Annotated in this window: 10 protein-coding genes; 5 read left to right on the top strand and 5 right to left on the bottom strand. The window is 68.3% G+C overall.

Going from position 1 to position 12,083, the window contains the following annotated elements:
- Positions 1-103 precede the first annotated feature (103 nt).
- The 3 genes from xerC to hslU all read left to right on the top strand — a co-directional run bounded on the left by xerC (position 104) and on the right by hslU (position 3,224).
- Positions 104-970, top strand: a complete 867-nt coding sequence (xerC, locus tag MC380_RS06275) for a tyrosine recombinase XerC (protein ID WP_242102443.1) — start codon at positions 104-106, stop codon at positions 968-970.
- 206 nt (positions 971-1,176) lie between these two features.
- Complete coding sequence (hslV, locus tag MC380_RS06270) at positions 1,177-1,728, top strand: ATP-dependent protease subunit HslV (RefSeq protein ID WP_242102444.1); 552 nt, start codon at positions 1,177-1,179, stop codon at positions 1,726-1,728.
- A gap of 122 nt (positions 1,729-1,850) precedes the next feature.
- Positions 1,851-3,224: an ATP-dependent protease ATPase subunit HslU gene (gene hslU / locus MC380_RS06265; protein ID WP_242102445.1), complete on the top strand. Its 1,374-nt coding sequence runs from the start codon at positions 1,851-1,853 to the stop codon at positions 3,222-3,224.
- 112 nt (positions 3,225-3,336) lie between these two features.
- Here hslU and MC380_RS06260 read toward each other — a convergent pair whose 3' ends face one another.
- From MC380_RS06260 to MC380_RS06240, 5 genes are all read right to left on the bottom strand, one after another.
- Positions 3,337-5,484 carry a phosphoglycerol transferase I gene (locus tag MC380_RS06260; RefSeq protein WP_242163689.1) on the bottom strand — a complete coding sequence of 716 codons (2,148 nt, stop codon included), beginning with the start codon at positions 5,482-5,484 and terminating at the stop codon, positions 3,337-3,339.
- A gap of 585 nt (positions 5,485-6,069) precedes the next feature.
- Positions 6,070-6,525, bottom strand: coding sequence for a nucleoside deaminase (locus MC380_RS06255; protein ID WP_242163686.1), 456 nt, complete (start codon positions 6,523-6,525; stop codon positions 6,070-6,072).
- A gap of 118 nt (positions 6,526-6,643) precedes the next feature.
- The gene (locus MC380_RS06250; RefSeq protein ID WP_242102448.1) at positions 6,644-8,092 is read right to left on the bottom strand and encodes an MFS transporter; all 1,449 of its coding nucleotides are present in this window, start codon (positions 8,090-8,092) and stop codon (positions 6,644-6,646) included.
- Positions 8,093-8,308: 216 nt separating this feature from the next.
- Entirely contained in the window at positions 8,309-9,364 is a 1,056-nt protein-coding gene (locus MC380_RS06245; protein ID WP_242163684.1) for a hypothetical protein, read from the bottom strand.
- Between the two features lie 34 nt (positions 9,365-9,398).
- On the bottom strand, positions 9,399-10,112 hold the full coding sequence (locus tag MC380_RS06240; protein ID WP_242163682.1) for a helix-turn-helix domain-containing protein: 714 nt from the start codon (positions 10,110-10,112) through the stop codon (positions 9,399-9,401).
- Between the two features lie 93 nt (positions 10,113-10,205).
- Between MC380_RS06240 and ubiE the strand changes: the two genes are divergently transcribed.
- Positions 10,206-10,970, top strand: coding sequence for a bifunctional demethylmenaquinone methyltransferase/2-methoxy-6-polyprenyl-1,4-benzoquinol methylase UbiE (ubiE, locus tag MC380_RS06235; RefSeq protein ID WP_242163680.1), 765 nt, complete (start codon positions 10,206-10,208; stop codon positions 10,968-10,970).
- Positions 10,971-11,158: 188 nt separating this feature from the next.
- Positions 11,159-12,070, top strand: a complete 912-nt coding sequence (locus tag MC380_RS06230; RefSeq protein ID WP_242163679.1) for a GGDEF domain-containing protein — start codon at positions 11,159-11,161, stop codon at positions 12,068-12,070.
- The last annotated feature ends 13 nt before the right edge of the window (positions 12,071-12,083 follow it).

Raw genomic sequence — 12,083 nt, 5'->3', positions numbered from 1 at the left:
GCCCCCCCCCCCGCCCCCCCGCCGCGCGGCGCCCCCCCCCCCCCCCCCCCCCCCCCCCCCCCCCCCCCCACAGCGGGCTTCCCATGCATTGGCCGCGTCGACGATGATCGACGATTACCTCGCGCATCTGCAGGTCGAGCGCCGCATGTCGGCGCATACGCTCGATGCCTACAAGCGCGATCTCGATGCGCTTGCCGCGTGGGCACAGGCGCAGGGCAGCGACGACCTGTCGGCGCTGCAATCCGAGCAGCTGCGCGCCTTCATCGCCGCCGAGCACCGGCGCGGACTTTCGCCCAAGAGCCTGCAGCGGCGCCTGTCCGCCTGTCGCAGTTATTTCCAGTGGCTGCTCAAGCACGCGCGCATCCCCGCCAATCCCGCCGCCGGGGTGCGCGCGCCCAAGGCGCCGCGCAAGCTGCCACAGGTGCTCGATCCGGACGAGGCCGCGCGCCTGGTCGAGGTGCCCACCGACGTTCCGCTGGGGCTGCGCGATCGCGCGCTGCTGGAACTGTTCTATTCCTCCGGGCTGCGCCTGTCGGAGCTGTGCCAGCTGCGCTGGCACGACCTCGACCTCGACGGCGGCACGGTCACCGTGCTGGGCAAGGGCAGCAAGCAGCGCGTGGTGCCGGTGGGCTCGCACGCGCGCACGGCTTTGGCCGAATGGCGCGCGCACGCGCAGGTGGCAAGCGCTGCGCCGGTGTTCCCGGGCCGCAACGGCCCGATTACCCCGCGCGCGGTGCAGCTGCGCCTGCGCCAGCTGGCCCAGCGGCAGGGTCTGTTCAAGCGCGTGCACCCGCATCTGCTGCGGCATTCCTTCGCCAGCCATGTGCTCGAATCCTCCGGCGACCTGCGCGGCGTGCAGGAACTGCTCGGTCATGCCGACATCGCCACCACCCAGATCTACACCCACCTCGACTTCCAGCATCTGGCCAAGGTCTACGACGCCGCGCATCCGCGGGCCAAACGGAAGTAGTTCGGGTTACGCCCCCGACGCACGATCTGTGCGTGGGAGCGGCCTTGGCCGCGAATGCCTTCCTGCGGCGTCCAGGAAAGCTTCGCCGTGCCCCTGTTCACGGCCCCGCGGCGGCGCGAGGCTGATCGTGATGGACCATCGATCGCGGCGCGGGCTTGCGTCGCCTCGACGGCATCCCCATCCATGGAGCTTCCGCAGGAGGCCGCATGGATCCCAGCCGCAATCCCAACGTATTCCACGCCACCACCATCCTTTCGGTTCGCCGCGAGGGCCGGGTGGTGGTCGCGGGCGATGGCCAGGTCACGCTCGGCAACACGGTGATGAAAGCCAATGCGCGCAAGGTGCGCCGGCTCGGCAAGGACGGGCAGGTGCTGGCGGGGTTCGCCGGGGCTGCGGCCGATGCCTTCACCCTGTTCGAGCTGTTCGAATCGAAACTGGAAAAGCACGGCCAGCTGACCCGCGCCGCGGTGGAACTGGCCAAGGATTGGCGCACCGAACGCCGGTTCGGCAAGCTCGAGGCGCTGCTCGCGGTCGCCGACCGGGAAACCTCGCTGATCGTCTCAGGCACCGGCGACGTCATCGAGCCCGAGGACGGCCTGGTCGCGATCGGTTCCGGCGGCCCGTACGCGCTGTCCGCGGCGCGGGCGCTGCTGGCGCATACCCAGCTGGATGCCAAAGCCATCGCCACCGCAGCGCTCAACATCGCCGGCGACGTGTGCATCTACACCAATCGCAACATCGTCGTCGAAGAACTTTGATGCCCTTGTAGGAGCGCCTCTTAGGCGCGACCGGTGCCGAATCTCCATCCGGAATAGCATGTCGCGCCTAAGAGGCGCTCCTACAGGGAGCTCTTACGCAATCGCTCCCCACGCAGGATCCCATGTCGAAGACCCAGAACAACTCCGCCACCATGACCCCGCGCGAGATCGTGCAGGAGCTCGACCGCCACATCGTCGGCCAGCAGGCCGCCAAGCGCGCGGTCGCCATCGCCCTGCGCAATCGCTGGCGGCGGATGCAGCTCGACGACGAGCTGCGCAACGAGGTGATGCCTAAGAACATCCTGATGATCGGCCCCACCGGCGTGGGCAAGACCGAGATCGCGCGGCGCCTGGCCACGCTGGCCAATGCGCCGTTCGTGAAGGTGGAAGCCACGCGCTTCACCGAGGTCGGCTACGTTGGCAAGGACGTCGAGCAGATCATCCGCGACCTGGCCGACACCGCGGTCAAGCTCTACCGCGAGCAGGCCAAGGCGCGCGTGCGTCACCAGGCCGAGGAGCGGGCCGAGGACCGGATCCTCGATGCGCTGCTGCCGCGCCGCGCTGGCGGCTTCGGCTTCGGCGCGCCGAACGCGCAGGACATCGCAGCCGAGCCCTCGGCCGCCGACAGCGATACCCGCGCCAAGCTGCGCCGGCAGCTGCGCGCAGGCGAGCTGGACGAGCGCGAGATCGAGATCGAAACCGCGATCAATGTCGGCGTCGACATCATGGCGCCGCCGGGCATGGAGGAAATGGGCCAGCAGCTGCGTTCGATGTTCTCGCAGCTGGCCGGCAGCAAGACCAACCGCAAGACCATGCCGGTGCGCGCAGCGCGCCCGCTGCTGATCGAGGAGGAAGCGGGCAAGCTGGTCAACGAGGATGAGGTGCGCGAAGCCGCGATCGAGGCCTGCGAACAGCATGGCATCGTCTTCATCGACGAGATCGACAAGGTCGCCAAGCGCAGCGAAGGCTACGGTGCCGACGTCAGCCGCGAAGGCGTGCAGCGCGACCTGCTGCCGCTGGTGGAAGGCTCCACCGTCAGCACCAAGTACGGCGCGGTCCGCACCGACCACATCCTGTTCATCGCCAGCGGCGCGTTCCATCTGGCCAAGCCGTCCGACCTGATCCCGGAGATGCAGGGCCGGTTCCCGATCCGGGTGGAACTGGGCGCTCTGGGCAAGCACGAGTTCGTGCGCATCCTGACCGAGCCCAAGGCATCGCTGACCCGGCAGTACGTGGAGCTGCTCAAGACCGAAGGCGTGGCGCTGTCGTTCTCGGCCGACGCGATCGATCTGCTCGCCGAGATCGCCGCCCAGGTCAACGAACGCCAGGAGAACATCGGCGCCCGCCGCCTGCATACCGTGCTCGAGCGGCTGCTCGACACCCTCAGCTTCGACGCGCCCGACAAGGGCGGCGAGGTCGTGATCGACCGCGCCTATGTCGACGCGCACCTGGGCGAGCTGGTCCAGGATCCGGACCTGAGCCGCTACATCCTCTGAACGGCAGTCTCTGAACGGCAGTCTCTGAACGGCAGCCTCTGAGCGGCAGCCTCTGAGCGCCAGCGGACGGCGCGCCGGGGTCCGGAATCCGGCAGCGACCGCCAGGCGGCGGTCAGCCGCGCGAACGCGAGGTGCGTGCGGACGCGCCTGCAGCCGGCTTGCGCGCTGCTGCATAGGTGCGCACGGGCAGCAATGCATGGCGTTCGACCGCGAAACGTTCGCTCGGATCCAGCCATGCACGCAGGCGCAATACGTCCGTGGGCCGCTCCAGCACCAGCGGCAGCGAGATCCTGCCCAGGGCGTCGGGCCGGACCCAGTGGGTCGCAACGATCTCACCTTGGGCGGAGACCGCTTCCAGCCAGAACGGCGTGCCCGGACGCTGCTGGGTCCACAGCTGCAGCAGGTAACGGCCGCGGTCGGCGTTCTCGATCCGGTTGGCGATGGTCACCGGCTGGCGCGCGCGCGCGCCATGGCGTGCCGGTCGCCCGGAGACCGCATCCACGTGCACGCCGCGCCGCAGCTGGGTTTCACCGACCAGGCGTGCGCCACGCTCGCGGTCGACCAGTAGCGCGCACCACTCGTTGTCGAGCACCCGGTCCTCGAAGGCGATGCAGCGCTGCACATAGGCCGCAACGTTTCCAGGCCGCATGCGCGCGAGCTGGCGCACGGTGTCCTCCAGCGTGATTCCACTCAACCTGCCTTCGTCGTCGTACTGCAGCAGCACCGGCGGCTCGACCCGCTGTCCGCCGATCGCGATCCGGCCATCGCCGTCCATGCGCAGGTCGCCACTGCTGTCCGGGGTCCATAGCGAGCGGGAATAGGCCAGATAGCGCGGATAGGCGTCATCGTCGCCCGCACGCGCGGCCGCGCTGGCGCTGCGAGCCGGTCGGGCGGCCAGCAGCGAACGGCCGAAGCCGATCGCGTCGATCGAGGGTTCGAGCAGCTGCAGCAACGTGGCGCCGGCATCGAGCGGACTGCCCCGGCTGGCCGTGAACTGCCGTGGTGCGATGTCCTTGCCGAGGAACAGCAGCAGATTCTCGCGGTGCAGATCTGCCAGCACCGGACTGAGGTCATTGGGCATCGCCAAGTGGTCTGAGGACACCACGATCAGGGTGTCGTCGGCGTATGGGCTGTTGCGGATCCGGTCGACCAGCGCCCCGATCAGGCGATCGCTGCATTTGAGCGCGTGCAGCAGGCCGATGTCGCCATGCCGGCTGCGATATGGCTGGCCGCGACATGACACCGGCAGGTGCCCGGCCGGATGGTGGGTGTCCATGGTCAGCGCCACCAGCATGAACGGGCGCTCGGCACGGGACAGGCTCTGGAAGCGCTGCCAGGCGTCCTCGAGGAGCACATCGTCGTGCAGGCCCCATTCGGAGAAATGCGCGGGCGCGACGCCGCGGTCGCGGTAATAGGCCATGTCGCGCACGTCTTCGAAGCCGTGGCTGCGCAGGAACCGGCCCTTGCCGGCGAACGCGGAATCGGCCCCGCCGACGAAATGATTGCTGTACCCCTGCCGGCCCAGGTAGTCGGCCAGGCAGTCCGCGTCGGGGAGAAACCGGGCCATGCGCCCCATGCTGTTTTCGTCGCCGGGCGTGGTGGTCAAGGGCACGCCGCACATGGAAGCCACCATTCCGGCGATGGTCCAGCCGGTGCCTTCGACCGAGTCCAGGTCGCGCACGTCCAGGCCCTGGGAGGCCAACCGGGTCAGGTTCGGCGTCAGCCCGGGAAAGGCCACCGGATCCAGATAGGTGCGCTCCAGGCTCTCGGCGTAGATCCACACGATGTTGCGGGGACGGCGGATCAGCTGGTATGGCTTGACGTATTCACCTGCGACCGCGCTGTAGTCGACCGGGCGCTGGTTGCGGTACAGGCGCAGGGCATCGGACGGCAGCGGGCTGATCGCCACCGCCACCAACAGTACGCAGGCGAAGGCCGCCAGCGCCCCGTCGCCATGCGCGACGTCGCGGAAGCGGCGCACGCGCGGGAGCAGCAACGCGCACAGCGACAGCACGACCAGCCCCAGGAAGGTCGCGATCAGGCCGCTGAATTCGCTGATTCCCGCGCCCTCCAGGTCGGCGTGCATGTGGTAGAGCGCGGCCGCATTGAAGCCATCGCCGCTCAGGCGGTCGATCAGCCACCAGCTGCTCAGCGCCAGCATGAGCAGCGACAGCGTCGCGGCCTTCCAGCGCACCGCCTTGCCGGAGACAACGACCAGCGCAACCAGGAGCGCCAGAACGGGGAACAGGGTCCAATGCATCGATCGATCCACGCTTGCGCGTCCGGCGGGAAGCCGGAAGCGGAATTCCGGGGGAGCGGAGCGCCAGGACGGGGGTCATGACAGCCGCGTGACACGATCTTGCCGGAGCAATCCTGACTGAAATGTTGTCGCCCGCATTGCGTCCGCGGCCCTCGGCGTCGCGGCGACATCGATGCGCTCTCCCTATCGTCGGGCCACCGCCCGGTGCCGTCGGGGCGGGATGCCGACTGCTGCCAGGTGGATCCTCGTCGAAGTCCCGCCAGCCCCGGCGGCCTCTGCGACCTGCCTGCCACGCATCAGCCCATGGGGAAGCTTGCCGGGTTGGCGACCGGGTCCGCCGCACCTGCAGCCCGGAAAACCCCGCCCCGTTGCCTTCTGCCGGCAGGATTGGGTGGTCCGGACAGGCCTGAAGTTGGCCCAGCACGCAGTCATTGAACGTGGTCAGCGCGTGCCGTGGCCGCCGACGCTGAGGGGCCTGGCACCGTCGGCTGGCTTGGACCGACCTCGATGTCCTCGCTCAGGAACAGGCGTCCATCGCGGTTGCCTCCAAGCCATTCGCTTGGCGCGCATCCGGGCCATACCACTTCAAGCCTCGCCGATGTCCTCGTTCCACACGTCCGGATTGGCGGCGATCCAGTCGCCGAGCATCGCAATGCAGCGCTCGTCCGCCAGGTCGATCACCCGCACCCCGGATTCGCGCAGCCAGTCGATCGCGCCGCGGAAGTTGACCGATTCGCCGACCACCACCGTACCGATGCCGAACTGTCGCACCAGGCCGCTGCAGTACCAGCACGGCGCCAGCGTGGTCACCATGATGGTGTCGCGGTAGCGTCGCTGCCGGCCCGCCTTGCGGAATGCGTCGGTCTCCCCGTGCACGGACGGGTCGTTCTCCTGCACCCGGCGGTTATGGCCGCAGCCGAGCAGCCGGCCGTCGTCGTGATACAGCGCCGCGCCGATCGGAATACCGCCTTCGGCCAGGCCCTGCCGCGCCTCGGCGATGGCCGTATCGAGCAATGCGCGGTAATCGGGTGTCGCGATCATGCTTGGCGGGAATTCGTTCCCGGCGATGGCGCGATGATGCGCGGCCGGGTCTTTTCAATCGCAAACGGGAACCCCGGCCGCGGCCGGGGCTCCATGGACGAGGGCGCGGAACGACCGCTCAATGTCCGCCGCTGGTGGCGAGCTTGTCCAGGTCGATGCCCTGCTTCTTCAGCACGCCGCTGGCGCGCACCGCGTAGAAGGCCAGGTAGGCAAAGCAGGCGACGCCGACCCAGAAGCTCATGTGGATGCCCACGCTGTCGGCCAGCGTGCCCTGCAGCCAGCTCACGATGCCCCCACCCATGATCATCATGATCAGCAGGCTGCTGCCCTGGTTGGTGTTGTGACCCAGGCCGGTGATCGCCAGGGCGAAGATGCACGGCCACATGGTGCTGCAGAACAGGCCCACGCTGATGAAGGCCACCGCGCTGGCCTTGCCGGTGGTGAACATGCCGATCAGCAATGCCGCGATGCCGCACAGCGCGAAGTAGAGCAGCATCCGCGCCGGGTTGCCGCGGCTGGCCAGGGTGGCCAGGATCATGGTCACGATGACGAAGACATAGCCGTAGAACTGCGACACCTCATGCTGGGCGATCCGGTTGACCGCCAGGAACACGCCGAAGGCGAGGTAGGGCAGGATCAGGGTGAGCATTCTTTTGGCGCCGGCGCCGATCTCGAACGCGCCGGCCGCGCCGGTCCAGCGGCCGATCATCAGGCTGGCCCAGTACAGCGACACGTAGGGCGCCAGCTGGCTGGTCGAGATCCCCAGGTCCTCCTCCAGATAGGCCGGCAGGTTGGCGATGGTCGAAACCTCCACGCCCACGTAGACGAAGATCGCGATCATGCCCAGCACCAGCTGCGGATAGGCGAAGGCGGATTCCTTGTGGATCAGCTTGCCCTCGTCCTGCGCTTCGGATTCGGTCACCGCATCCAGGTCGATCTTGTTGGGGACGGACGAGAACTTGATGAACACCGCCACCAGGATGAAGGCCAGGCCCAGCACCAGGTACGGGGTCTTGACGCTTTCGATGCTGGCATCGGTGCCACCGGCTGCGACGCTGCCGAAGATCGCCACGCTGACCAGCAGCGGCCCGATGGTGGTGCCGAAGTTGTTGACGCCGCCGGCCATGGTCAGCCGCTGCGCGCCGGTGCTCGGGTTGCCCATCACGATCGCCAGCGGATTGGCCGCGATCTGCTGCAGCGAAAAGCCCAGCCCGACGATGAACAGCCCCGACAGCATCAGGCCGAACGAACCTGCGTTCGCCGCCGGATAGAACAGCAAGGTGCCCAACGCCGAGATCACCAGCCCCAGGCAGATGCCGTTCTTGTAGCCGATCCGGTTCAGCACGTCCTGGCCGATCGATTTGGAAATGCCGAAATAGATCAGCGAGCCGACGGTGTACGCCACGTAGAACGCCACCGACACCAGCTGGCTCTGGCCCTGCGTCAGGTCGAAGGCCTTCTTGAACACCGGGATCAGGATGTCGTTGCTGGCGGCGACGAACCCCCAGAAAAAGAACACCGTGATGAGCACACCGAACTGCGACCAGCGGGTTTGTTGTGTCGTCATGAAGGTTGCCGTGCCAGAGGAGGGAATGCGTCGCGCCATGTCCATGCCGCGCGCGTCCGGGGGAGATCCGCACCGGACGTGTCCTTGCGTCCGCGCCGACACCATACTGGCTGCCGTCCCGTTGCGGAACCCTGTCCCGTCGCGATGCCGATCCGTGCGGTGCGCGCGGCGCCGCATCCCATGGTCCCCGCTGCGACGCAGCTTCGTCTGGCGCGGCTATTTCCCGCCCGGCTCTCGGCGCGCGCTGTCGGTGAGCAGCTCGGCGCGCGCTGCGGCCTGCAGATCCGGTACCGGCACTGTGTCCGGGGCACGTCCCAGGCGCGCCGTCAACGCCGCGATCAGGCGCTTGTTGGCATAGGTATGCGGCGAATCGATGTTGTCGCTCTGGGAGGTCATGAAACCGCGCAGCCGCTTGCCGCTGACCGTTTCGGCCTGCGCCAGCTCGACCAGCTTGGCGCGGTATTCCAGCTCCCACGACGCCATGCCCGGATAACGGTTCTGGTCGGCGAAGTGCTGGGTTTCGTGCCCCAGGAACACCACCTGGAACGCCTCCGATGCGAGACCTCCATCCTTGTCGTAGGCCGGCACGATCGCGTAGAGCTTTTCGGCCGTGGCCCAGCCGCCGCTGGAGCCGCGCTCGCAGCGGCCGTAGGCCGACCAGCCGCGGGTGACGAAATCATCGAGCAGTTCCACGTGCACGGTATGCGGCCCCTCGGGCAAGCGCACGTCGTAGCTGCGGCTGTCCTGCCGGCGCCACAGCATCAGTTCGCGCAGTGGCGGGGTCCGGCCAAGCTGTGCGTGGAAGCCGCGCCGCTCCAGTTCGGCCGTGAGGATCGGTTCGAGCGCGTCGAAATCCGCAGCACCCTCCGCCGCGGAACCCAGCAGTGCCTGCAGCTGGGCGTGCAAGCGCTGTTCGAGCGATTGGCGTTGCGCCGGCGCCTGCAGTGCGTGCCACCAATAGTCCCGGTACAGGCGCAGGACTTCCACGACGAATTCGTCCTCGATGCTTTCGACCAGGCGCGGCGGTGCGGAGCGCTGCAGGCGGGCGAACATGCAGGCGCGATAGCCGGCATCCTTGGCGGAAAACTCTGCTGCCGGCACGGGTTCGAGCGCGGCGAGCGCTTGGCCGGCATCGCCTTGCAGAATGGCGCTGGTCGACGCGGCGATGGCGTCCTGGGCTGCAGGCGAGCTTTCATGGCGGCTGGCGGCAGCCGTACCGGCGATCAGGGCGGCCAGCAGGCAGCTGCCGGGAAGCGAGCGAATCGTTGACATGGGGTTTCCGGCGATGGTGGCCGTGGAGCGGCCGTCATGCCGATTGCGCCATGCGCGAACCGCAAGCGTCTTGTACGCATTTGATCTGGGCGCGCAGCCGCGCGGGGGTCAGCCCGCTGCAGCCCCGGACCACCCGGTTGAAATGGCTTTGATCGGTGAAGCCGGCCTGCGCAGCAATATCCGCCAGCGAACCCGGACCGGTCAGCAGGCCCAGCGCGCGTCGCCAGCGCAGCTCCAGGCGCAGCGCCCGCGGACCCATGCCGTGCGAGCGCCGGAATGCGCGGCTGGCGTGGCCGGCGCTCACCCCGAGCCGGGCGGCGATGGCACCGCAGGACTCATCGGAGTCGCGCAATGCCAACAGGAAGGCCGCCTGCCAGTCCGAGGCGGCCGGTTGCAGGGGCTCGGAGGCTTCGAACAGCGCGCGGACCGCCCGGGGGCCGGCCATGCGCAGGACCTGCTGCGCCTCGGACAGGCTCGGCACCGTGCAGGCCACCGCGCGATGGAGCTTGAGGTCGGCTTCCAGCGGCAGGTTGAGCACGCGCGCGCCCTGCCGGCCGAAGGTATTGCCATGCGCATGGAAAGCCGGATGCAGCAGCAGCGTGCCGGGTTCGCACAGGATCGGTCCGTCGATGCTGGCTTCGACATGGCTGCCGTCCACCACCAGCGCCGCGTAAGGCCGGGTATGGCGATGCGTGTCGAGAGCGTTCCCGCCGCCGTGACGGGTCTCGTAGCAGCCGGCTGAGTCCATCGTCCGGATCGTACGGCGCGAGTCGGGAAGGTCACGCCCCGAAAGTCACGGCGCAGGGCCGGGAGCGGCCGCAAAGGGGTGCGATAATGCGGTATGGGTACCGACCAGACCACCAGGCCAGCCACCACCCACTTCGGCTACCGCGAAGTGCCTGCGGCCGAGAAGCAGAAGCTGGTCGGCGAGGTGTTCTCCTCGGTGGCCGGGCGCTATGACCTGATGAACGACCTGATGTCGCTCGGCATCCATCGGGTGTGGAAGCGGTATTACGTCGCGACCGCGCCGGTGAAGCGCGGCGACCGCGTGCTCGACCTCGCGGGTGGTACCGGCGACATCGCCGCGCTGCTCAGGGATCGCGTCGGCGAGACCGGCGAGATCGTGCTGGGCGACATCAACGGCGCCATGCTGCGCACCGGCCGCGATCGCATGACCGACCGCGGCAACGTGCGCGGCTTCGAGTACGTGCAGTGCAATGCCGAGGCGCTGCCGTTTCCCGACGCCAGCTTCGACCTGGTCACCATCGCCTTCGGCCTGCGCAACGTCACCGACAAGGACGCCGCCCTGGCCGAGATGCGGCGCGTGCTCAGGGTCGGCGGACAGGCGCGGGTGCTGGAGTTTTCCGAGGTGAAGGCCGAGTGGTTCAAGCCGGTTTATGATTTCCATTCGTTCAACATCCTGCCGCGGCTGGGCAAGCTGTTCGCGAACGATGCCGGCAGCTACCAGTACCTCGCCGAATCGATCCGCAAGCATCCCTCGCAGGAAGCCCTCAAGGGGATGATGGAAGCCGCCGGATTCGATCGCTGCAGCTACCGGAACCTGTCCGGCGGCATCGTGGCGATCCATATGGGGTATCGCGTCTGACCAGGGCTTGAAACAGGCGGTGAGCCAGGGTGATACCGGCATCGGCCGGACTTCCTGACAGACACTTTTTGGGGGGCCCGGATTTGCCGGGTGCGGCGCAGTGGTTTGCGCATAGGGGGGGAGATGCACGTAGCAACGTGGACGCGCCGGGCGGCCTGCATCAGGCCCCGCGCGCATGGGCTGCCGCGATGAAGACATATGCGGTCTTCTCGCACCTGTTTCCGCATTCCTACCGGGCCAAGATCATGGCGGTGATGCTGGTGTGCATCGCCCTGCCGATGCTGGCGCTGGTGGCGTGGCTGGCCAGCAACAACGACGCGGCGCCGGAGCGCATCCTGCTCGGCATCGGCATCGGGCTCGCCGCGACGCTGGTGGGCACGGTGGTGGCGCTGCTGCTGGTCTACCACCTGCTGCAGCCGTTGCGCCGCGCCGTCGCGGCGCTGGACGATTACGAAGGCCAGCGCGTGCTGCCCCGGCTCGTGCCGCACGAGCTGGGCCAGGATGAGATGAGTCGCCTGCTCAACGGGATCCAACGGGTCCTGCATAACGTCGACGGGGCGCGACGCCACCTCGAACAGTACGCGCTGGAAGACCCGTTGACCGAAGCGATGAACCGTCGCGGCTGCACCAACGCCCTCAATGCCTCGGTGGAGGAAGCCCGGACCGGCCGTACCCCGTTCACGCTGTTCGTCGTCGACCTCGACAACCTCAAGACCATCAACGACGAACACGGGCACGCCGCAGGCGACTTCGCGCTGGTCTCGCTGGTGCGGATCGCACGCGAATGCTGCCTGGGCGAGCGCGACTGGATCGGCCGCTGGGGCGGAGACGAGTTCGTGCTCGGCATGCACGCCGATCCCGACATCGCACTGGACCGGATGCGGGTCTGGATCGAAGTGCTGTCGCGGCCGGTCGATGGCATGCGGCCCGTGCATGTGAGCGTGGGCGCCGCCGCGTGGCGTCCCGGGCTGGAGGCGGGCCAGCTGTATCGCATGGCCGACGCGGTGATGTACCAGGCGAAGTTCGCGGGCGGGCGCAGGGTGCTGGTGCACGAAGCGCAGGACGAAGACAGCGAGATCGCGAGCCCGCGCCGCGCCTGACCGGCGCGCGGGG

The sequence above is a fragment of the Lysobacter sp. M15 genome (assembly GCF_022662515.1).
In the GTDB taxonomy this organism is placed as follows: domain Bacteria; phylum Pseudomonadota; class Gammaproteobacteria; order Xanthomonadales; family Xanthomonadaceae; genus JAKPBU01.
This window is presented reverse-complemented; position numbering and strand designations above follow the sequence as displayed.

Coding starts and splice junctions, on each gene's coding strand:
- xerC (WP_242102443.1), top strand. CDS start 104: ATGATCGACGATTACCTCGCGCATCTGCAGGTCGAGCGCCGCATGTCG.
- hslV (WP_242102444.1), top strand. CDS start 1,177: ATGGATCCCAGCCGCAATCCCAACGTATTCCACGCCACCACCATCCTT.
- hslU (WP_242102445.1), top strand. CDS start 1,851: ATGTCGAAGACCCAGAACAACTCCGCCACCATGACCCCGCGCGAGATC.
- MC380_RS06260 (WP_242163689.1), bottom strand. CDS start 5,484: ATGCATTGGACCCTGTTCCCCGTTCTGGCGCTCCTGGTTGCGCTGGTC.
- MC380_RS06255 (WP_242163686.1), bottom strand. CDS start 6,525: ATGATCGCGACACCCGATTACCGCGCATTGCTCGATACGGCCATCGCC.
- MC380_RS06250 (WP_242102448.1), bottom strand. CDS start 8,092: ATGACGACACAACAAACCCGCTGGTCGCAGTTCGGTGTGCTCATCACG.
- MC380_RS06245 (WP_242163684.1), bottom strand. CDS start 9,364: ATGTCAACGATTCGCTCGCTTCCCGGCAGCTGCCTGCTGGCCGCCCTG.
- MC380_RS06240 (WP_242163682.1), bottom strand. CDS start 10,112: ATGGACTCAGCCGGCTGCTACGAGACCCGTCACGGCGGCGGGAACGCT.
- ubiE (WP_242163680.1), top strand. CDS start 10,206: ATGGGTACCGACCAGACCACCAGGCCAGCCACCACCCACTTCGGCTAC.
- MC380_RS06230 (WP_242163679.1), top strand. CDS start 11,159: ATGAAGACATATGCGGTCTTCTCGCACCTGTTTCCGCATTCCTACCGG.